The organism is Rhodovibrio salinarum DSM 9154, assembly GCF_000515255.1.
Taxonomy (GTDB): Bacteria; Pseudomonadota; Alphaproteobacteria; order Kiloniellales; family Rhodovibrionaceae; genus Rhodovibrio; species Rhodovibrio salinarum.
Window position 1 is genome coordinate 3,456,693 of the sequence record NZ_KI911559.1, and the last position, 22,070, is coordinate 3,478,762.

16 protein-coding genes are annotated in these 22,070 nt (G+C 66.0%); 1 reads left to right on the top strand and 15 read right to left on the bottom strand.

Features of this window, described 5'->3' with window-relative positions; all coding sequences use genetic code 11:
- Window positions 1-321: 321 nt before the first annotated feature.
- The 11 genes from RHOSA_RS0116040 to RHOSA_RS0116090 all read right to left on the bottom strand — a co-directional run bounded on the left by RHOSA_RS0116040 (window position 322) and on the right by RHOSA_RS0116090 (window position 15,340).
- Window positions 322-762 carry a DUF1489 family protein gene (locus RHOSA_RS0116040; RefSeq protein ID WP_027289478.1) on the bottom strand — a complete coding sequence of 147 codons (441 nt, stop codon included), beginning with the start codon at window positions 760-762 and terminating at the stop codon, window positions 322-324.
- On the bottom strand, window positions 759-1,682 hold the full coding sequence (locus tag RHOSA_RS0116045; protein ID WP_027289479.1) for a hydroxymethylglutaryl-CoA lyase: 924 nt from the start codon (window positions 1,680-1,682) through the stop codon (window positions 759-761). Before RHOSA_RS0116045 ends, RHOSA_RS0116040 begins: the two co-directional genes overlap by 4 nt.
- A complete protein-coding gene (locus RHOSA_RS0116050) occupies window positions 1,679-3,721 on the bottom strand; it encodes an acetyl/propionyl/methylcrotonyl-CoA carboxylase subunit alpha (RefSeq protein ID WP_027289480.1) in 2,043 nt (680 codons plus the stop codon). Before RHOSA_RS0116050 ends, RHOSA_RS0116045 begins: the two co-directional genes overlap by 4 nt.
- Before the next feature lie 5 nt (window positions 3,722-3,726).
- Window positions 3,727-4,521, bottom strand: coding sequence for an enoyl-CoA hydratase-related protein (locus tag RHOSA_RS0116055; RefSeq protein WP_027289481.1), 795 nt, complete (start codon window positions 4,519-4,521; stop codon window positions 3,727-3,729).
- Between the two features lie 186 nt (window positions 4,522-4,707).
- Window positions 4,708-6,315, bottom strand: a complete 1,608-nt coding sequence (locus RHOSA_RS0116060; protein WP_027289482.1) for a carboxyl transferase domain-containing protein — start codon at window positions 6,313-6,315, stop codon at window positions 4,708-4,710.
- Between the two features lie 107 nt (window positions 6,316-6,422).
- The gene (locus RHOSA_RS0116065) at window positions 6,423-7,025 is read right to left on the bottom strand and encodes a 2-hydroxychromene-2-carboxylate isomerase (protein WP_027289483.1); all 603 of its coding nucleotides are present in this window, start codon (window positions 7,023-7,025) and stop codon (window positions 6,423-6,425) included.
- Window positions 7,026-7,141: 116 nt separating this feature from the next.
- On the bottom strand, window positions 7,142-7,831 hold the full coding sequence (locus RHOSA_RS0116070) for an SDR family oxidoreductase (RefSeq protein WP_027289484.1): 690 nt from the start codon (window positions 7,829-7,831) through the stop codon (window positions 7,142-7,144).
- Between the two features lie 99 nt (window positions 7,832-7,930).
- Window positions 7,931-9,103 (bottom strand): isovaleryl-CoA dehydrogenase, encoded by a 1,173-nt coding sequence (locus RHOSA_RS0116075; RefSeq protein WP_027289485.1) that lies wholly within the window; start codon window positions 9,101-9,103, stop codon window positions 7,931-7,933.
- Between the two features lie 321 nt (window positions 9,104-9,424).
- Window positions 9,425-11,413, bottom strand: a complete 1,989-nt coding sequence (gene accC, locus RHOSA_RS0116080) for an acetyl-CoA carboxylase biotin carboxylase subunit (RefSeq protein ID WP_027289486.1) — start codon at window positions 11,411-11,413, stop codon at window positions 9,425-9,427.
- A gap of 51 nt (window positions 11,414-11,464) precedes the next feature.
- A complete protein-coding gene (locus tag RHOSA_RS0116085; protein WP_027289487.1) occupies window positions 11,465-12,997 on the bottom strand; it encodes an acyl-CoA carboxylase subunit beta in 1,533 nt (510 codons plus the stop codon).
- Between the two features lie 237 nt (window positions 12,998-13,234).
- Window positions 13,235-15,340 (bottom strand): methyl-accepting chemotaxis protein, encoded by a 2,106-nt coding sequence (locus RHOSA_RS0116090; protein ID WP_051432219.1) that lies wholly within the window; start codon window positions 15,338-15,340, stop codon window positions 13,235-13,237.
- 632 nt (window positions 15,341-15,972) lie between these two features.
- On the opposite strand from RHOSA_RS0116090, the gene RHOSA_RS0116095 reads away from it, so the two are divergent.
- Window positions 15,973-16,206: a hypothetical protein gene (locus RHOSA_RS0116095; RefSeq protein ID WP_027289489.1), complete on the top strand. Its 234-nt coding sequence runs from the start codon at window positions 15,973-15,975 to the stop codon at window positions 16,204-16,206.
- A 153-nt stretch (window positions 16,207-16,359) separates the two neighbouring features.
- Here RHOSA_RS0116095 and RHOSA_RS23000 read toward each other — a convergent pair whose 3' ends face one another.
- From RHOSA_RS23000 to RHOSA_RS0116115, 4 genes are all read right to left on the bottom strand, one after another.
- Window positions 16,360-18,060 carry a methyl-accepting chemotaxis protein gene (locus tag RHOSA_RS23000; RefSeq protein ID WP_051432220.1) on the bottom strand — a complete coding sequence of 567 codons (1,701 nt, stop codon included), beginning with the start codon at window positions 18,058-18,060 and terminating at the stop codon, window positions 16,360-16,362.
- Between the two features lie 515 nt (window positions 18,061-18,575).
- Window positions 18,576-19,337, bottom strand: a complete 762-nt coding sequence (locus tag RHOSA_RS0116105; RefSeq protein WP_081728774.1) for a substrate-binding periplasmic protein — start codon at window positions 19,335-19,337, stop codon at window positions 18,576-18,578.
- A 49-nt stretch (window positions 19,338-19,386) separates the two neighbouring features.
- On the bottom strand, window positions 19,387-20,922 hold the full coding sequence (locus tag RHOSA_RS23005) for a methyl-accepting chemotaxis protein (protein ID WP_051432221.1): 1,536 nt from the start codon (window positions 20,920-20,922) through the stop codon (window positions 19,387-19,389).
- Window positions 20,923-21,356: 434 nt separating this feature from the next.
- A complete protein-coding gene (locus RHOSA_RS0116115) occupies window positions 21,357-22,070 on the bottom strand; it encodes an ATP12 family chaperone protein (protein WP_037256498.1) in 714 nt (237 codons plus the stop codon).

A 22,070-nucleotide genomic window follows, 5' to 3' on the forward strand; every position in this document is an offset into this window, starting at 1 on the left:
CGGGACAAGCAATCTAACGACGCCGATCCGCCCTGACAACCCCCGATCTCGCTCGATCGATCGCTTGTCGTCAGCGCGGCCCATGTCGCCGCCGTCACCCCCGAACGCCGCCGTGACCCCCTCGGGAGCACCGCGTCGCCGGTGAGCGCGGTGTATAGACCTCCCCATACCCTCATGACAAGACCCGATTTTGAAAGCTCCTTTACCGCCCCCTTACACCCCCATGACAAAACACCAAAAATCCCAGTCTCCCGCACCGCTCAGGCCCATCGGCCAGCCTAAAACCACACCTCGAATCGATAACGAATCCGGGGGGGGGGCCTACAGCACCCCCAGATCCTGCAGTTCGCGGACCATCCAATCGGGCATCTCGGCGGCCGGATCCGAGTCGGCGCGGCCGACATCTGCGGGCGCCTCCTCCGGCTGTAGGTAGCGCCAGCCCTGAAACGGGCGGTGCGGCGTCGCGCTGACGCGGATCAGTTCCGGGGCGAGTTCGATCACACAGGCCCGGCGCCCCTCCGAGTCGCGGATTTCGCGCAGATCGTGAATCGGCTGCCGGGCGCGCATGCGCCCATTCATGACCCAGTAGAGCGAGCCACCTTCCAGAATTTCCGGGGCGCGCTTGGGCACCTGGCGGGTGACGTGCCAGAGCACGCGACGCCCCAACTCCCGCTCCGCCCGGTCGAGTCGCTGCGGCATCCAGGCTTCCAGCTGCTCGGGCGTTTCCACACCGACGCAGAGCTTCTTCAGGTGCAACGTCACGACTCGCCCCCTGCCCGGCTGCCAGCGGCCAACGCGCGGGCGACCTTGGAGGCCGGCGGTCGCCCCAGTTCATCCGAGATGACGCGCCCGGCGGCGGCCACAGCCGCCAGGTCCACACCGGTTTCGATGCCCAGGCCGTGCAGCAGGTACAGCAGATCCTCGGTCGCCAGGTTGCCGCTTGCCCCCTGCGCGTAGGGGCAGCCGCCCAGGCCGGCAACGGCCGAATCGACGATGCCGACCCCGCGCTCCAGACAGGCAAGGACGTTGGCGAGCGCCTGACCATAGGTGTCGTGGAAATGCACCGCCAACCGCTCCAGCGGCACGCGGGCGGCGACCGTGTCCAGCATCCGCACCGCCGCATCCGGCGTGCCGACACCGATGGTATCGCCCAGCGAGATTTCGTCGCAGCCGAGCGCGACCAGATCCTTGGCGATCTCGGCGACTCGATGCGGCGACACCGCCCCCTCGTACGGACAGCCGAGCACGCAGGAGACGTAACCGCGCACCCGCAGGCCGTCGCGCTTCGCCTGCGCGATCACCGGCGCGAACCGTCCCAGGCTCTCCTGAATCGAGCAGTTGATGTTGCGCTGGCTGAAGGTCTCCGAGGCCGCGCCGAACACCGCGATCTCGCGCGCGCCCGCCGCCTTGGCCCGGTCGTAGCCTTTGTCGTTCGGCACCAACACGGGGAAGCGCGTCGGACCATCCAGGGGCAATTGCGCCAGCACATCCGCGCTGCCCGCCATCTGCGGCACCCATTTGGGCGAGACGAACGCGCCGGCCTCGACCACCGGCAGGCCGGCGTCGGCGAGCGCGGTAATCAGCCGCACCTTGGAGGCGACCGGGATCTCATCCGATTCGTTCTGCAGACCGTCGCGCGGGCCGACCTCGACGACCGTGACCCTGGACGGGCGGCGGCTCATGCTTCCTCCTTCTCCGTCTCGGCGGCCGGCTCGAACAGCAGCAGCTCGACCCCTTCGGACACCTGGTCGCCGGCGGCGAAATGCACCTGCGTGACCTGACCCGCCGCCGGCGCGCGAATCGCGTGCTCCATCTTCATCGCCTCCAGCACCATCAGGGTCTGGCCGCGCGCCACCGCCTGCCCCGCCTCGACCGCGACCTGGCTGATCTTGCCCGGCATCGGCGCGGTCAGGCTGCCGGTCGGGGCCTCGGCCTCGGCCGCCCCGGCGAGCCGGCCCCGGCGGGTCAGTTTCCAGGCCTGCGGGCCGAGCAACACGGTGCGCGACTCGCCCTCGCGTAGAACGCAGCCCGCGACCTTGCGGCCCCCGATCTCCGCCGTCAGATCAAGCGCCGACTCGCCGCATGCCTGCGACGACAGCACGCGCGCCTCGACCGTGCCCGACGGCAGGGCCAGGCGGCATGCCTCGCGCGCGAAGGTCAGGCGTACGGCCTGCTCCGCCTCCCCATCCAGGAAGCTCAGGTCGAGATGGCGGTCATCGTTCAGGCGCCAGCCGTCGGCGGCGTGCCAGGGGGAATGCGGGTCGGGCGAAGCCGCGGCCTCGTGCCGAACCGCCCGGGCACGGGTTTCGGATTCGGCCAGTGCCGCCAGGGCCAGCGCGTCGTCGGGCAACGGCGGGCGGGTCTGCAGCTTCCCCGATTCGCGCGCGATGAAGCCGGTGTCGACCGGGCCCGCGCGCATCTCCGGATGGTCGACCAGCCGGCACAGAAAGCCGAGGTTGGATACGCAGCCGCCGACCTGGGTCGCCTCCAGCCCGCGCCCCAGTCGGCGCAGCGCGGTGGCCCGGTCCGGGCCATGGGCGATCAGCTTGGCCAGCATCGGGTCGTAGTGGGGGGTGACCGTATCGCCCTCGCGCACCCCGGTGTCGACGCGCACGCCGGGCAGCCCGTCCGGCAGCTGCAGGCGGGTGAGCGGCCCGGTTGCCGGCAGGAAGTCGCGCGCCGGGTCCTCGGCGTAGAGGCGGACCTCGACCGCGTGGCCGTTGAGCGGGATCTCGCCCTGGGCTAGCGGCAGCGGTTCGCCCGAGGCCACGCGTAGTTGCCAGGCGACCAGATCCTGCCCCGTGATCGCCTCGGTCACCGGGTGCTCGACCTGCAGACGGGTGTTCATCTCCATGAAGTAGAAGGACTCGGCGCCGGGCGCGCCTTCGGCGATGAACTCCACCGTACCGGCGCCGACGTAACCAATCGCCTGCGCGGCGGCGACGGCGGCCGCGCCCATTTCGGCGCGCTTTTCCGCCGTCATGCCCGGAGCCGGCGCCTCTTCCAGAACCTTCTGGTGGCGGCGCTGCGGCGAGCAGTCGCGCTCGAACAGATGCACGGCGTTCCCATGGCTGTCGGCGAACACCTGCACCTCGATGTGCCGGGGCTTCTGCAGGTAGCGCTCCAGCAGCACGCGGTCGTCGCCGAAACTGGCCTTGGACTCGCGCTTGGCCGCGTCGAGCTGGTCGGCGAACTGCTCGGCCCGCTCGACCACGCGCATGCCCTTGCCGCCGCCCCCGGCCGAGGCCTTGATCAGCAGCGGATAGCCAACCTGCTCCGCCTCGCGCGCCAGGGTCTCCGGGTCCTGGTCGTCGCCGTGGTAGCCCGGCACCAGCGGCACGCCGGCCTCGGCCATGCGCGCCTTGGCCGCGGCCTTGGAGCCCATCGCCCGGATCGCGGCCGGCGGCGGGCCAATCCAGGTCGCCCCGGCGGATTGAACCGCTTCGGCAAAGTCCGCGTTTTCCGCCAGGAAGCCGTAGCCCGGATGCACGCTCTCGGCCCCGGAAACGCGGATCGCGTGGGTGAGTGCATCGACGTTCAGGTAGCTCTCCGCCGCCGAAGCGGGTCCCAAGCGCACCGCGTCATCGGCCAGCGCGACGTGCAGCGCGTGGCGGTCGGCGTCGGAATAGACCGCGACCGTGCGCAGCCCCATCGTCCGCGCGGTGCGGATGATCCGGCAGGCGATCTCGCCGCGGTTGGCGATCAGGACGGAAGCGAGCATGGCCGCTAATCGTCCTGCCGCCAGCCGGCCTTGCGCTTGTCCAGGAAGGCGGCGATGCCCTCCTGCCCTTCCGGGCTGGCGCGCAGGCGGGCGATGCGCTGGGCAGCGTCCTCGTTCACGGCCCCGCCGGGGGCGGTCGCACGCAGGGCGCGCAGGTGCGCCTTCGCCTCAACCTGCGCCGTGGGGCCGCCCTTCAGCACTTCCTCGATCAGTTCCTCGCCGCGGGTGCGCAGGTCGTGCCAGGCGGTCAGCTCGTGCACCAGGCCCAGGCGATGCGCCTCCTGCGCCGAAAACCGCTCAGCGGTGAAGGTGTAGCGGCGCACCGCCCGCTCGCCGAGCGCCTGCAGGACGTAGGGCTGGATCACCGCCGGGATCAGGCCGAGGCGTACCTCCGACAGCGCGAACACGGCTGACTCACTCGCCACCACGATGTCGCAGCAGGCGACCAGGCCGAGCCCGCCGCCGATCGCCGGCCCCTGCACCAGCGCCATGGTCGGCTTGGAGAAGCTGTCCAACGCCTCCATCAGGCCGGCGAGCGCGCGGGCATCCTCCAGATTCTCGTCCTCGCTCTTGGCCGCCATCGCCTGCATCCAATTGAGGTCGCCGCCGGCGGAGAAGGACTTGCCCTGAGCGGTCAGCAGCAGCAGGCGCACCCGATCGTCGTCGTCGTAGCCCCGCAGGCTGCTGGTCAGCTCACTGATCAGTTCGGCGTTGAAGGCGTTGTGCTTGTCCGGGCGCGTGAGGGCGATGTGGACGACGCCACGCTGGTCGATCTCCTCGAGGAAGAAGGGGCGTTCCATGCGGCGGTCCTTTCGTCGTTCTGTCTTTTGATCGGGCGGCAAACGTAGACGCGGGGCCCAGAGTCGGAACATGCCGGGCGCTTCCTCTGCACCCTAACGTTCTCCGCTAACCTGGAGGAGAGGCAAGCCACCGCTGCGGCCGTGACGACGGCGCGCCGGAGCAGCCCCAGCCCCAGATCCGGCGCCTCACATCCGGAAGGTCGGCGTCGCGGGCGGGTCCTCCGGCGCGTTGAGCGCGGCCGAGAGGCCGAGCGCGAGCGCGCGGCGGGTGTCAGCGGGGTCGATCACGCCGTCGTCCCACAGCCGGGCGGTCGCGTAGGTCGGGTGGCCCTGCTGCTCGTACTGCGCGCGGATCGGATCCTTGAACGCCGCTTCCTCGTCCGCCGGCCAATCCTCGCCGCGGGCTTCCTTGGCGTCGCGCCGCAGGGTCGCGAGCACGGTCGCGGCCTGCTCCCCGCCCATCACGGAGATCCGCGCGTTCGGCCACATCCACAGGAAGCGCGGCGCGTAGGCCCGCCCGCACATGGCGTAGTTGCCAGCCCCGAACGAGCCGCCGATCACGACCGTGAACTTGGGCACCCGGGCGGTCGCCACGGCGGTCACCAGCTTGGCGCCGTCGCGGGCGATGCCGCCGGTCTCGTACTTCTTGCCGACCATGAAGCCGGAGATGTTCTGCAGGAACACGAGCGGGATGCCGCGCTGGTTGGCGAGCTCGATGAAATGGGCGCCCTTGAGCGCCGATTCGGAGAACAGGATGCCGTTGTTGGCCAGGATGGCGACCGGATAGCCGTGCAGGTGGGCGAAGCCGCAGACCAGCGTGGTGCCGTAGTTCGCCTTGAACTCGTCGAACTCGCTGGCGTCGACCAGCCGGGCGATCACTTCCTTGACGTCGAACGGCGTCTTCAGGTCCGGCGGCACGATGCCGTAGAGCTCTTCCGGGTCGTAGGCCGGCGCGCGCGGTTCCCTGACCTCCAGGCCGTGGTGCTTGGGCCGGTTCAGGTTGCCGACCAACCGGCGCAGGATCGCGAGCGCGTGGGCATCGCTCTGGGCCAGGTGGTCGGCAACGCCGGACGTACGGGTGTGCACCTCCGCGCCGCCGAGCTCCTCGGCGCTCACCTCCTCGCCAGTCGCCGCCTTCACCAGCGGCGGCCCCCCCAAGAAAATCGTGCCCTGGTTCTTCACGATCACGGCTTCGTCGGACATCGCGGGGACGTAGGCACCGCCGGCGGTGCAGCTGCCCATCACCGCGGCCAGCTGCGGGATGCCCTTCGCCGACATGTTGGCCTGATTGTAGAAGATCCGGCCGAAGTGGTCGCGGTCGGGAAACACCTCGTCCTGGTTGGGCAGGTTCGCCCCGCCGGAATCCACCAGGTAGATGCACGGCAGGTGGTTCGCCTCGGCGATCTCCTGGGCGCGCAGGTGCTTCTTCACCGTTACGGGATAATAGGTGCCGCCCTTCACCGTCGCGTCGTTGGCGACGATCATCACCTCGCGGCCCATCACCCGGCCGATCCCGGCGATCACGCCGGCCGAGGGCACCGCATCGTCGTACAAGCCGTAGGCCGCGAGTTGGGAGACCTCCAGGAACGGCGCGCCCTCGTCGAGCAGACCGCGCACCCGCTCACGCGGCAGCATCTTGCCCCGGTCCAGGTGGCGCTGCCGGGCGCGCTCACCGCCGCCCGCCTTCACCGTCGCGACCTTGTCGTTCAGGTCGCGTACCAGGGCACGCATCGCCTCGGCGTTGTCCTTGAACGCCTGCGCGCGCGGATCGACCGCGCTCTTCAGCACGCTCATCGCCTCCCCTTCATGCTTTTGCCGGCCGGACCCAAGCGCCGGTTTCGTCATTGCCTGCGAGGATGCGCGGGCGATCCCAGGATGGGCAAGGCGAAAAGCCCCTGCGGCTACCAGCCGCCGGTCTTCGCCCAGGCCTCCGCGTCGCCCAGGCGGTCGTGGCCCCAGAAGGGCTCGCCATCGACGAGCAGGAAGGGAGAGCCGAACACGCCCTTGTCCTGCGCCGCCTGCACCTCGTCCTTCAGGCGTTGCTTCACCGCCGGATCGTCGTGCGCCGCGCGCACCGCAGCGGGATCGTGGCCGTGCATCGCGGCCGTCTTGGCGACCGCGTCAGGAGCGGAGATATCGTGGCCCTGGCCGAAGGCGGCGTGGAACAGCGCCATCGCCAGATCCTTGGCCGCCATCGTGTTCTGATCCGCCAGCCAATAGAAAGCGCGCGCCGGAGCGACGGCGGAAAAAGGAAACGGCGTGGGCAACTGGAAGGGAACGCCGATCCGCCGGGCCGAACGGTCCATGTCGCGCTTGGCGTAGTCGCCCTTCATCGGGATGTCGAGCAGCGGCGCCGAGCCGGTGGTCTTGAACACCGCCCCCAACAGGAACGGCTTCCAGACGACCTCCCGCCCCTGCCGCCGGCCAACGCCCTCGACCTCCTGCGCGGCGAGGTAGCCGTAGGGGCTGGAGAAGTCGAAATAGAACTCGATCGGCGCCGGCATGCACGTTCTCCCCATCTTGTAGCTGACGGAATGCTGGCACGCGGGCGGAGATGGGGGAAGAGGCGGCACGTCAGGCCCGAAGCGGGCTCCAGAGTCTCATCAGAGGCGCACGCCTCTCACCAGGGCAGCGGCGTCCCGTCGTGAGCGAAGAAGCCGCCGTTGTCGTCCGGGCCCAGCCGGCCGGCCAAAGCGAGCAGACCGGCCACGCTGTCTTCCGGCGCGATCACGGCATCGCGCCCGCCCATGTCGGTCGCGACGTGGCCCGGATGGACGGCGGCGACGATCACACCGCGTTCCTGCAGGTCGATCGAGAGGCACTTGGTCACCATGTTGAGCGCCGCCTTGGACGAGCGGTAGAGGTGCGCGCCCGAGGTCTCGTTCGCCGCGATCGAGCCAAGCTTGGAGGAGACGTTGAGCAGGCGCGCCCGTTCCGCGCGCTCCAGGTGGCGGGCGAACGTCTCCGCCACGCGCATCGGCGCCAGCGTGTTGACGTTGAACACCTGCAGCCAGTCCTCGTAGGCGATCTTGCCGAAGCCGCCGCGCGGCCCGAAGATCCCGGCGTTATTGATCAGCAGGTCGAGCGGCTCGTCCGCCAGTTCGCGCCCCAGCCCGGCCAGCTGCAGCCCGTCGGTAACGTCCAGACGGTGGCGGACGAGCTCGCCGTCACCGGGATCGAGGCTCTTCAACTTGCGCGCCTTCTCCGGCTGCCGGCAGCAGGCATGCACCCGCCAGCCTTGCCCGGTCAGCTGGCGCGCGAACTCGTACCCCAGCCCTCTGTTGCAGCCCGTGATCAGCGCCGTCGGCAATGTCGCGCCCTTCTGGAACGGTGAATTGTGCGCTGCGACACTAGCGATGCGTCCCGGGTACGGCTAGGGGACGAATTAGGTGAGGCGCGGACGCTTTTTTCACCCCGTTTCCTCGAACAACTCGCGGCCGATCAGCCAGCGGCGGATCTCACTGGTGCCCGCGCCGATCTCGTAGAGCTTGGCGTCGCGCAGCAGCCGCCCGGTGGGGGTTTCGTTGATGTAGCCCATGCCGCCCAGGGTCTGGATCGCCTGATCGGCCATCCAGGTGGCGGTCTCGGCGGCCAGCAGAATGGCGCCGGCGGCGTCCTTGCGCACCGGCTTGCCGGCGTCGCAGGCGCGCGCGACGGCGTAGACGTAGGCGCGCGCGGCGTTCATCCGGGTGTACAGGTCGGCGAGTTTGCCCTGCATCAACTGGAACTCGCCGATCGCCTGGCCGAACTGCTTACGCTCGTGGACGTAGGGGATCACCGTGTCCATCGCCGCCTGCATGATCCCGAGCGGCCCGGCGGCGAGCACCGCGCGCTCGTAATCCAGGCCGCTCATCAAGACGCGCACGCCCTTGTTGAGCTCGCCCAGGACGTTCTCCGCCGGCACTTCGACGTCCTCGAACACCAGTTCGCAGGTGGGCGAGCCGCGCATGCCGAGCTTGTCCAGCTTCTGCGCGATGCGGAATCCGGGCATGTCGTGTTCAACGATGAAGGCGGTGATGCCCTTGGCGCCGGCATCGGGATCGGTCTTGGCGTAGACCACCAGCGTCTCCGCCTCGGAGGCGTTGGTGATCCACATCTTGGTGCCGTTCAGGACGTAGCGGTCGCCCCGCTTCTCCGCCTTGAGCCGCATCGACACGACGTCGGAGCCAGCCCCCGGTTCACTCATCGCCAGCGACCCGACGTGCTCGCCCGAGATCAGCTTGGGCAGGTAGCGCTGTTTCTGCGCATCGGTGCCGCAGCGGCGGATCTGGTTGATGCAGAGGTTGGAGTGCGCGCCGTAGCTGAGCCCGACGGAGGCGGAGGCACGGGAAATTTCCTCCACCGCGATCACATGCTCCAGGTAGCCCATGCCGGCGCCGCCCCAGTCTTCCTCGACCGTAATGCCGTGCAGGCCGAGTTCGCCCAGTTGCGGCCACAGCTCGCGCGGGAACCAGTCCTCCCGGTCGATTTTATCGGCGAGCGGCGCAATCCGATCGGCGGCGAAGGAAGCCACCGTGTCGCGCAGCATGTCGGCGGTGTCGCCAAGCTGGAAGTCGAGGTTCGGGCCCTGGTTGGCGGGCATGGCGGCTCCTCCCCGTACGGATCGCGTTCTGGCGCCGGCGTGTTGTCTTTTTGATCGCCGAGCGCACCGACGGTCAGTGTTACGCCGTTAAGCCCAGGCTGTCAGCCATCACGGGCGACTGCCACCCGCCAGGGCGCGGCCGGGACCGGACACCTGCGCGGATCAACACGCGGCAACTACCGCATATCCATACGGTTTCGTCCCCAGACCCAGATCACCGAAAAGCCGCGAAGGCATCCAGCCGCCTGCCGAAGCTCCAATGATCGGAGCGGCCAAATCCCGTCCTCAGCGACCCGGTGCCTGGTTAAGGAGAAAACAGACCTAGTCGAACTCCAGGATCGCCTGGTCGACCGCCAAGTTGGCGCCGGTCTGGGCGTGCACCTTGGAGACGGTGCCGTCGCGTTCGGCGCGCAGGACGTTTTCCATCTTCATCGCCTCGACGACGGCGAGTTCCTCGCCCGCCTTCACCGGGGTGCCCTCCTCGACCAGCAGCTTGACCAGCAGGCCCGGCATCGGGGAGAGCAGGAACTTGGAATAGTCCGGTGGCTCCTTCTTCGGCATCAGCGCGGCGAGCTTGGCTGCGTGCGGGCGCAGCACGCGGGCTTCCATGCTGGCCCCGCCGTGGGTCAGGCGCCAGCGCGCGCCGACCCGGTCGACCTGCACGGTGACCGGCCGACCGGAGATGCTGGCATGGAACAGCGGCGCGCCATGGGTCCACTCGGTGTGCACCTCGACCTCGCCTTCCGGCGTAACCACGCGCCAGCGGCCGTCGCCGCCGTGGCTGACGGTGACCGGCACACGGTGGTCCTCCAGAAAAACCTCCCAGTCGTCGCCGACGTGGGCGCCGTGGCCGCTGATCTGGCCGCCGATCTGGGCCTCCCGGCCGGCGGCGGCGCGCTGCAGGATCGCGGCGACGATCACCACGCGCTGCTTGACCGTGTCGGTCGGCTGGGTGCCGTGGAAACCGTCGGGGTATTCCTCGTCGATGAAGTTCGTCGACAGCTCGCCCGACTGGAAGCGCGCCTTGGCCATGACGTCGGCCAGGAAGGCCATGTTGTGGTTGATACCGCGGATGTAATAGGCGTCGAGCGCGTGCTGCATCCGCTCGATCGCCTGGTCGCGCGTACTGCCATAGGTGCACAGCTTGGCGATCATCGGGTCGTAGTACATCGAGATCTCGGACCCCTCGACCACGCCCGTGTCGATGCGCACGCCCTCGGCCTCGGCGGGCTCGTCGTAGTACTGCAGCCGCCCGATTGACGGCAGGAAGCCTCTGAGCGGGTCTTCGGCGTAGACGCGGGTTTCGATCGCCCAGCCGTCGAGGCGCAACTCCTCCTGGGTGATCGGCAGCTTCTCCCCGGCGGTGACCCGGATCATCTGCTCGACCAGATCCAGGCCGGTGACCAGTTCGGTCACCGGGTGCTCGACCTGCAGGCGGGTGTTCATCTCCAGGAAGTAGAAGGACTTGTCCCGGTCCATGATGAACTCGACCGTGCCCGCGGTGACGTAGCCGACCGCGCGCGCCAGCGCCTTGGCCTGTTCGCCCATCTTCTCCCGGGTTTCCGGGTCCATGAACGGCGACGGCGCCTCCTCGATCACCTTCTGATGGCGGCGCTGGATCGAACATTCGCGCTCGCCCAGGTGGATGACGTTGCCGTGGCTGTCGGCCAGCACCTGGATCTCGATGTGGCGCGGCTCGTCGATGAACTTCTCGATGAACACGCGGTCGTCGCCGAAGCTGCCCTTGGCCTCCGAGCGGGCGGCGCGGAAGCCGTCGCGCATCTGCTGCGCGTCGCGGGCGATCCGCATGCCCTTACCGCCGCCGCCGGCGGTGGCCTTGATCATCACCGGATAGCCGATCTCCTCGGCGATTCGCACCGCCTCCTCCGGGTCCTCGATCAGGCCCATGTGGCCGGGTACGGTGCTGACCCCGGCCTCGTTCGCCAGACCCTTGGAGGTGATCTTGTCGCCCATCTTGGCGATCGCCCCGGCCGGCGGGCCGATGAAGGCGATCCCGGCGTCCGCCAGCGCCTGGGCGAAGTCGGTGTTCTCCGACAGGAAGCCGTAGCCCGGGTGCACGGCCTGCGCGCCCGTATCCTTGCAGGCCTGCACGATGCGTTCGATCCGCAGATAACTCTCGGCCGACTGCGGCGGACCGACATGCACGGCTTCGTCCGCCATCTCGACGTGCAAGGCGGCCGTGTCAGCGTCGGAGTAGACCGCCACCGTCGCAATGCCGAGGCGCCGGCAGGTGCGGATGACACGGCAGGCAATCTCGCCACGGTTGGCGATCAGGATCTTATCGAACACAGGGTACCGTCCGTCGTCTGTCGGTTGCACTTCTTGCCTTGGCGCCGCGTGCTACAGCGGAATATTGCTGTGCTTCTTCCAGGGGGTCTGCTGCTGCTTGTTGCGCAGCATCGCGAGCGACTTGCATAGCCGCCGGCGGGTGCCGTGGGGCATGATGACGTCATCCAGGAAGCCGCGGGAGGCAGCGACGAAGGGGTTGGCGAACTTGGTCCGGTACTCCTCCGCGCGCTGTTCAAGCTTGTCCGGGTCCTTGGCATCCTCGCGGAAGATGATCTCCGCCGCGCCCTTCGGGCCCATCACCGCGATCTCGGCGCTGGGCCAGGCGTAGTTGACGTCGCCGCGCAGGTGCTTGGAGGACATCACGTCGTAGGCGCCGCCGTAGGCCTTGCGGGTGATCACCGTAACCTTGGGCACGGTCGCCTCGGTAAAGGCGTAGAGCAGCTTCGCGCCGTGCTTGATGATGCCGCCGTATTCCTGGGTCGTGCCGGGCAGAAAGCCGGGCACGTCGACAAAGGTCACGAGCGGGATATTGAAGCAGTCACAGAAGCGCACGAAGCGCGCGGCCTTGCGCGAGCTATCGATGTCCAGGCAGCCGGCCAGCACCATCGGCTGGTTGGCGACGATGCCGACCGTGCGCCCCTCCATCCGGGCCAGGCCGACGATGATGTTCTTGGCGAAGTCGGGCTGGATCTCGAAAAAGTCCTTTTCGTCGACGACCTTCTCGATCAGCTCCTTCATGTCGTAGGGCTTGTTGGGCGAGGCCGGAACCAGCGTGTCGAGCGACGGCTCCTCCCGGTTCGGATCGTCGGGCGTGGGCCGGACCGGCGGGTCCTGCAGGTTCGATTCGGGCAGGAAGTCGAAGAAGCGGCGGGTCAGTTGCAGCGCCTCGACGTCGTTGTCGAACGCCAGATCGGCAACGCCCGAACGGCTGGTGTGGGAGATCGCGCCACCGAGTTCCTCGGCCGTCACCTCTTCGTGCGTCACCGTCTTCACCACCTCGGGCCCGGTGACGAACATGTAGGAGCTGTCCTTCACCATGAAGATGAAGTCGGTCATCGCCGGCGAATAGACCGCCCCGCCGGCGCACGGCCCCATGATCAGGGACAGCTGCGGGACCACGCCGGAGGCGTCGACGTTGCGTTCGAACACCTTGGCGTAGCCGGCCAGGGACTCCACGCCCTCCTGGATGCGCGCGCCGCCGCTGTCGTTCAGGCCGATCACCGGCGCGCCGACCTCCATCGCCTTGTCCATGACCTTGACGATCTTGTCGGCATGGGCCTCGGAGAGAGCGCCGCCGAACACCGTGAAGTCCTGGCTGAACACAAACACCAGACGGCCGTTGATCGTGCCGTGGCCGGTCACCACGCCATCGCCCGGAATCCGCTGCTGGTCCATGCCGAAATCGTGGCAGCGGTGCTCGACGAACATGTCCCACTCCTCGAAGGAGTCCTCGTCGACCAGCAACTGGATGCGCTCACGCGCGGTCAGCTTGCCCTTGGCATGCTGACGTTCGGTCCGCTTCTGGCCACCGCCCTCACGGGCACGGGCGCGCTTCTCGTCGAGCTGACGGATGATCTCCTGCATAGCCTCCCCCGAACCGTGGCTGCCCAGCGATACACCACCTGGACCGCGATGGTCTTTTTTGCTGTGCGGTATAACGCCATAGCACGCCGTGTCGACGGAAACCAAGCGGACGCTTTCATCGTGGCGTAACAACCGTGCGGGGAATCCGATCGAGCTGTGGCGAGACCGACATAAAGAAAAGGCGCGGAAGCCGCCCCCGGCCTCCGCGCCCTCGCGCCCCCTGCCGATTACGTCTGGCTAGGCGCTTCGGACCTCCTGCAGGAATTCATCCACTTTCTGCTGCAAGGTCCCGGTCGTGGCGGTGACGGACTGCGCGGCCGACAAAACCTGGCTGGCACCAGTACTGGTCTGCTCCGAGGCCTGCTGCAGACCGTCGACATTCTGCGAGACCTCTTCGGTTCCCTTGGCAACCTCGCTGACGCTCCGGGCGATCTCGTCGGTCGCGGCGGTCTGCTGTTCGGCCGTCGAGGCCACGCTCGCCGAGGCTTCGCTCAACTCCCGAATGACGTCGGCAACGCCCTGGATGATCGGAACGGCGGTCTCGACGGAACCTTGCATGCTCTTGATCTGCTCGGAGATCTGCTCCGTCGCCTTGGCGGTCTGCTGCGCCAGTTGCTTGACCTCCTGAGCGACCACCGCAAAGCCCTTCCCGGCATCGCCCGCACGGGCAGCCTCGATCGTCGCGTTCAGCGCCAGCAGGTTGGTCTGTTCGGCGATCTCCTCGATCAGGGCCGTGACCTCGCCGATCTTCTCCGCCCCCGAGCGCAGCTCTTCGACCGAGCCGATCGCAGATGTGCTTTCCTTCTCGGCCTTGCTGGCCATGCCGGAGGTCCGGGAGACCTGCGAACTCACCTCCTTGATCGACGCGGACAGCTCGTCGGCGGACGACGCCACCGTCTGCACCGAATTGGCCGCCTGCCCGGCCGCGCTCGAAACCGAGGTGGCCTGGCTGCTCGTCTCCTCCGCAGTCGACGACATCTGCTGCGCGGTCGTATCCAGTTCGCCTGCCGCTGCGTTGAGAGTTCCCAGGACCTCCTTGACCGAGTTCTCGAACATATCGGCCATCTCGTGCCGCGCCCGACGCTGCTCTTCAGCCGCCTTGCGCTCGGCCTCTTCCTGCTGACGTTTCAGTTCTTCGGCCTGGATCGCGTTCTGTTTGAACACCTCGACGGCGTCGGCCATTTGACCGGTTTCATCCCGCCGGCCAAGACCCGGCACCTCGACGCTATGATCCCCTTCGGCCAGGTGCTTCATGGTATCCGTGATCCGGAGAATCGGCTTGCTGATCGCACGGCCGAGCAGCCACGCCACGACGACCGCGCCCAGAACCGCCACGCCGCCGATCAGAAGGCCGTTATTTTGTAGCTTGGCGACGGAGGCAAAGACCTTCTCCTTCGGGACCGTGACGACGAACGACCAGGGGGTCTTGCTCTCACCGATATCGATCGGGCTGGCCAAGCGGATCGCGCCGCTACCGTCGTAAGCCTCGTGATCCTCGACTTCGTACGTACGGCCTTGCTGAACCGCTTCCGCCATCTCCTTGGACAGGCCGAGATCGGCCAGCGTCTGATTGATCTTACCCAGGTCCGGGTGGGTGATGATCGTGCCGCCATTGCTGACCAGCGACCCGAACCCCGTCCCATACGGCTGAATGTCGGATAGCTGCGCCTGGAGATCATCCAGACCCATGTCAACGCCGGCCACGCCGATCACCTTGCCCTGCTCAATGATCGGGGTGGCCAGGGAGGTAATCAGCATATCCTCGCCGCCGACTGTGTAGATATAGGGCTCCAGAACGACTTCCTGCCCACTCTTTTTCGGGAGTTGGTAATAATCTCCCGCCCCGCTCTTGTCGTAGTCGACCAGGGGCTCAACACTTACCTCGCCATCGGCACCGCGATACCAATAGGGAACGAGCCGGCCCGTCTCGTCGTGGTTTCCAATGCCAGCGTAGAAGGTGTCCTTGCCATCGAACGCGTTCGGTTCGAACGCCACCCAGACGGCGAGCATGTCCGGGTTCCGCTCCAGAAAATCCTGCAACACACCGTTGGCAAGGTCGCGGTCGGCCATGTCCTGGTCCTGGAGTTCCAAAAGGACATTTCGGACCATCCGGGCGACCACCATGCCTTTGTTGAGCTTTTGCTCAACAGCATTGTCATGCTTTTGCGAGATCTCCGCCGTCAGCTGCCGAGCTGTCTGGCCCGTCTCGCTGGTTGCCATCTGGATCATTGGGACGATCACGGCGGCGAGCGCCACCACGACCAGCCCGACCATGGCTGCAAGGATCTTACCCTTGATCGTCAAACGCGAGAACAGCCCCCGCACACCGGAATCGCCTGCCATGCAACCCTCTCGAATCTCTCATTCCCCTCCGGTCGAACCACCGAACCTGCCTGGTTCACACGGCGCCAGAGCGGCATTGCCTGCCCAACCTGGGTTGTTCGCCTCGCAAACGCCCTTGCCAACAGAGCCCCGGTCAAAACCGGGGAACGACTGTGACGAGCAGGCGCCTGCAAAACGTTCGCGAGCAATCTCACAATGCTACCGGCAGAACATTAATGCCTGGTTGCCAGAGGTAAGCTTTTTTCCGTTGAACCCCCTTTTGTTGTGAATCCACCAAAACATGCCCTCCGAGAAGGACTCGGGACGAACCTAAAGAACGGCATCAACAACAGCGCGCAACTGTTCTACCCCTTAAGAACACGCGCTTCGATTGCATGCAGTCCTCCCAGGCCTTCACCTAACGAACTCCCCTTTATCAGCGGCGCGCTTTGGCAAAGATCGGCGCCTTGGCTCCGTCCATGATCGCCGGCGCTCCTTGAACAAGCAGCGGTGGCCCACACCTATGCCCACGATTTCCGGCACTAACCTTACGGATGGGGAGCTATCCGAGTTCTCCGCACGCTTAACCGTCCGTACCCGGGACAGAACGCAGCTCCCACGGCAAGTTACGTACAGCCAACAAGGAGAACAGCATGTCGACCGTCATCACCTTTCCGCGTCGTCACAATCCAGTCGACGCACACAATCCAGTCGGCGGGGTTTCCAATCCTCAGACGTTGCGCGCCAAAGTGGCCGAACTGCGTCGGCTTGCTGCAAGCTCTCGCACGGCGACCGACAATCTTCACCAAGCAATCAGCCGTCTTGAGCAGCTCGACATCCGGGCACATGCCCAAAAGATCAAAACGGCGAAGCTAGAGAGCCTGTGAAGCGGCGCCCTCCCGCCTGTGGACTCTATCGGCCAAACGCGTCAGTCAGCGCCCTCGCCAAGGCGTAGACAACGCTGACCAACGGCTTTTGCGTCATCACAGCGGCTCTCTGCCCTGGTTCGCTACCAAAGCAGGGCAGAGGCCGAGCAGACGCTAGGCTGCCTGCATTTCCCTCACGTAGGTCGTGATCTGCTGCTTTAGGGTTTCGCCACGTTCGGCAACCTGGTTCGAGGAGGTCGCCACCTGCTCCGCCGCGGACGCCGTGCCTTGCGACGCCTCCGTCAGGCCGTCGATGTTCTCGGAGACCTGCTGAACACCCTGCGCGGCTTCCTGGACGTTCCGGGAGATTTCGGCCGTCGCCGCCGACTGTTCCGCGCTTGCGGAGGCGACGGACGCGGCGATTTCGTTCAGTTCCTGGATCGTCTGGGAGATCGTCTGCATCGCGGGGACGGTACTCTCCACGCCCTGCTGCATCTCGGTGATCTTCCCCGAGATTTGCTCGGTTGCCTTGGCGGTTTCCGAGGCCAGTGACTTCACCTCGTTGGCCACAACCGCAAAGCCCTTGCCCGCGTCGCCGGCCCGGGCTGCTTCGATCGTCGCGTTGAGGGCGAGCAGGTTGGTCTGCTCGGCGATATCCGAAATCAGCGTGACGATCTCACCGATCTTGTCAGCCGCCCCTTTCAACTGCTCGATCCGCTGGGTTGCCGCCTGCGCCTGCTCGTCCGCCCGTTCGGCGATGGCGGATGTCCTGTTGACCTGCTGACCGATCTCTTCGATCGACGTGGTCAGCTCATCGGCGGCCGAGGCGACCGTCTGCACGTTGCTCGACGCTTCGGTGGACGCGCTGGCGACCGACTCCGTCTGGGTGTTGGCTTCCTCCGCGGTGGACGCCATCAACTGGGATGTGCTCTCAAGCTCCTGGGCGGCCGAGGCGAGGGTCTCCATGGCCTCCTCCACTTCCCGCTCGAAGACGTCCGTGAGTTCTTGCACCTGGCGGGCCCGTTCCTCTTTCCGCTGTGCCTCGGCAGCCTGCTCCTCCACCATACGGCGGTTCTGAAGGGCACCGTCCTTAAACACCACCAACGCGCGGGCCATATCACCGACCTCGTCCTGGCGGTCGTCCCCGGCGATCTCGACGTCCAACTGCCCCTTGGCCAAGCTGTTCATGCTCGTAACCGCACGCGCAAGTGGCTGCACCACCCCCTTGCGCGATACCAGCCATCCGACGCTCAAACCGACGGCAATGCCAGCACCGGCAACGACCAACATCACCGTCATGGCCAGCGCCTCAATATTGTGAGCCTCTTCGGTCGTCTGGTCTGCTTTGGCCTCGACCGAAGCCACATAATCGCTTGCCGTTGCACGCAGCTCGCTTGCCTGTTCCCGGCTCTCCCGTACCGATGCGGCGACCGCCTGGTGCGCCTCCGACAGATTCACGTTCGACACGCGTTCTGCCGCCGCAAAGGTCGCTTCGATATCATTCAGGTAGGCTTGGTAACTGGCCTCGATCGCATCCAGCATCTGCTGGTCGTTTCCATCCGCCAACGCCTGGGCGGCCTCAATCTTGTCGCGAAAGGTCGAACGGATTTCCCGCACGCTCTCTCTCGCTTCCTCAACCAAGGTCGGATCCGCCGCCACAACGTACTCGGCACGACTCAACTCGACGACATCCTGGGAGATACGCCCGCCCAGTTTGACCTCATCCCCGGTTTCCTCGATCGCGATCGCCGCCGCAGTCACACGATCCAGGGCATAGGTCCCGACACCTGCCACAAGAACGGCCACCAGACCCAAACAGCCGACCACAAGCAGGATTTTTGCGGAAACGGAGAACCGTCCCAAGAAGCGTTCCATTGCCCATCTCCAAGCATAACATGGCATTCACCGCGCCCAGCTTGTAGTTCAGACAAGAAACATTAATATCCCTTAAAGGTGCGCCCTGGCCGACCATGTAGACCACCTCTAGAACCCGCCTTTAAGTGGATCTGAAATCCAGCTCTGGATGCCCCAAAAAACCTAGATTCAGAGCCGTTAAGCAGAACTTAGGTAGGCTCCGCACGATCTGATCGCCAAAAATAGGCATCCAAAGCCAACCCACCCCGCACGCTATCGTTTGCTCAATCCGCGTCGCGCGGCATTGCTAGATGCACGACGCCCCGCACCGCCCGGTCGAACGCGCCAGGGGTCAGCATCCGATCCGTTGCAGGGTACATCGGGTATTTGCCTGTATCGGGTATCCTGGGCGGTTTTATCTCAGGTCTGCCAAAAGGCCCGACAACCGAACATCATGAAAAGGTAGGGGGCGGACTCACTGAATCCGCCCCCTTCTGCAATCCATACGATCAAACGACGAGAACGCAGGGATAAGCCTAGTGCCCGGCAACGATCTCGTCGCGACGGCCGCTGTCGACAACGGCCTGGTAGGCTTCTCTGAAGGCGGTCACCTGAGCCTGCGGCGTCTCCTTGTTCAGCGCGAAGTATAGCTCGCTCTCGCTCAGGACGTATTTGACCTCGTACGGCTTCTCGGCGCCATGCGCATCCAGCAGATATTGGGCGACATTCGTCTCGTAGGCCCAATAATCCGCCCGTCCGGCTTCCAGGAGCCGCACGATCGGCTTGGCCTTGCCCTGCGGCATCAGGGCCGATTCCGACACGCCAGCTTCCGTCAAGAGTTGCTCGGCAACATCGTCCCGGATAGTCGCCGTCCGCGCGCCGTTCAGGTCCGTGGGCTTGGACACGTCCGCCGTCCCCTGCGCGCCAAGAACTCCGATACGGGTCGCGGTGATCGGACCGACCCATAGGAATTTATCCTCACGCTTTGCCGTGCGGGTCGTGGCGAACAGAACGGTACCGGGGCGATTGAGGGCCAGATCGTAGCCGCGGGCCCAAGGGGCGAACTGAACGTCCCCGACCGTGGTCTCGGCCCCGGCTTCCTTGAGGATCGCCTCGAGCAGGTCGATCGAGATGCCCTTCGGCTCCCCGTCTTCCTGGTAGTTAAAGGGTGGGTACTGCTCGCTGTAGAAACTCAATTTGTCGACCGGCGAGGCCGCGAAAGCGGGTCCCATCGCCGTGGCAATCGACCCGACCAGAGCCGCAACGGCGATCGACATACGGATAAGAGGGCGCTTCATGCCTAGCTCTCCAATGCAGTGGATGGATACGGTGGATCGCGCTCACCGATCAGGCGGAACGGATGTCTGTGAGAAAGGCGTCGGTCTTGTGGTCGAGATCCGTCAGGTCGCCGTGCAGCCCGTCGACGGCGGAACTGACCTTGCCTGAACTCTCGGCGGCAGCGGCAACCGCGTCGGTCATTTCGCCCAGGTGTGCTTGAGCCTCCTGGGCGGCCGCGGCTGCTTGCTGCGCCGACTCGGCGATTTCCTGGGTCGCCGCGTCCTGCTGCTGTGTCGCGGACGCGATGCTTTGGACGTATTCGTCGACCTGCTGGATGGTCGTCGCGATGCCGCTAATCTCCTCCACCGCGCGCCGCGTGGCGCCTTGCACCCCATCAACGTGCGAGGCGATCTCGTCCGTCGCCTTCTGGGTCTGGGTCGCAAGCTGCTTGACCTCGCCGGCCACGACGGCGAAGCCCTTGCCGGCATCACCAGCGCGGGCCGCCTCGATCGTCGCGTTCAGCGCCAGCAGGTTGGTCTGTTCCGCGATGTCGCGGATCAGGTCGAGCACCTCGCCGATCTTGCCGGCGGCGCTATCGAGCGCGCCCACCGTTTCATGTGTCGTCTTGGCGCGATCGGCGGCGCGTTGAGACACTTCGGTCGACTGATTGGCGTTGCTCGCAATCTCCCGGACGGACCCGTTGAGCTCCTCGGTTGCCGACGCCACGGACTGGACCGCTTGATGGGCGCGACTGCTGGCCTCGCTGGCTTCCTGGGTGCTCTGCCGGTTGCGGTGCGCGGTCGCCGTAAGCTCCCCGACTTCGCGGTGAACGAGGTCGAACGACTTGCCCATCTCGGTCACGGTACTTTTGACCGTTTGTTCGAAGTCGTTTGCCACCGCCTGGCGCTGCTTCAAGCGTTCTTCCGAGGCTTTGCGCTCGGTCTCCTGCTTCTCGCTTTCCAGGCGCGCCATTTCGGCCTGATTGTCTTTGAAGACTTGGGCGGCCTGCGCCATACCGCCGATCTCATCGCGCCGCTCCTGGAACGGGATCGCGGCATCCTGCCCCTCGGCCACCTGACGCATTACACGCCCGATGGCGTTGACCGGCCGCAACACGCTGTTCAGGGCCAAGAGGTTCACCCCGACGGCGATCAGCAGGATGACGGCCGTCTCGATCACCGTCCTGCGGACCGCGGCTGCGACGGCCGCATCGATCGGCTGGGTGGACAGGCTCAGGCGCAGTTGACCGAGAGTGGTGTCCCCGTGAGCAATCGTCGCCGTCCGGGTCAGGACGTTCTGGCTCGCCGTACCCGCTTCGGCGATTTTTTCGCCATCGCTGACCACAACCGCATGCTGAAAAGCCGGTTCCGTCTTCAGCGTCTCGAGATTATCGGCGGCGGCCTCGTAGTTCATGTTCCACAACGGACCGCTGAGCGCTTGGCTCTGCTGGCGAACCAGCTTGTCCAAAGAAGCCGTGAGCCGATCGGAAAGCGTAGACCGCGTTTCCGTAACGTCGATCGCACCCAATACGACGGAGGCCACCGTCAAAAGGAGCGCGACAACGAGTATCGACTTCACGCGCAACGAGAGTGTCGGCCAAGGCATGTGTGCCCTCGTCTTTCCAAATGAACGCCGGCGCCGCGAGCGCGACACCTGAAGCGCGAACCAGAAAGGTCATATCGCGCGTTACGTTAAAAACGTGTAAATATCCAAGTTACGGAATTTTTGCTCTTTGGTTTCCGATGAATACCTGTAGATGTTTCGAGTTCTACGCTTTTGGGTATTAATTAGAATGATTAAATTCCACACCTAAGATCCAGAATTTCGGAACGAAAACCTAAGATGCATTTGTGGCTATGCGCCCAATGGAATGGCCGCAGCGAACACACACTTGGAAAAATGCGCCTAAACCTACCCTACTCGGCAGTGGCCATCGCATCGCAAATGCACGGTCGGGCAAGATCGACCCATCTTGCCCGTGATGAGCGTGCTGACGTTAACGGGATCGGGAAGGGGCCACGCGGCAGGCGGGGATGCCCTCAGCAAACGCCCCCGAGATGCGCCACGAACCGTTCCGCCGCATCGAGATCCCGCATCAGCGTCTCCCGCTCCTGCGACGCCTCCAGATCCTCGCCCCACTGCTCGATCTGGTAGGTCCGCTCGACCTCCGCGGCATGAAACGCCTGCTCGGCACTCAAACGTCCCTCGATCAGGGCCAGGCCAACGACGATCGATCCAGCCGCGTGCACGCTCGAGGACAGCGCGGCCAGATGCATCGCGTCATACCGCGCCACCGCAGCGGTCAGCGCCTGTTTCGCCGCTGCCGGCTGTTCGATCGGCAGAATGCCGGTAGTGGTGTCGAGCCGGGCATCGAAGGTAAGCGCCAGCCAGTCCAACAACGGCTGCCAGACCTCCTGCTCCCGGTCCGCCAACACCGGCGGCTTGGGCGCACGGTAGCAAACCAGATCGGTCTCGGCGTAGCGGGTGATCGCGGTGATCAGGTCTTGTCGCCGGGGCCCGGCCACGTCATGGGCGGTACAGGCCAGGGCTGTGAGCGGCATGCTGGGCGGATCGACCTGCTCGCCCTGGTCGGCCCATTCCTGGGCGATCGCGTCGGCGAGCGGCCGGGTCGGCACGGTCAGATCAACCCGGGCCCCAGGCGTCTTGACCGGTCGCGCATCCAGGGTGACGGCATAGCCGTCGTCATACGGAGCCGCCGCGGCGTCGGTGTAGAATCGTTGAAAGCTGCGCAT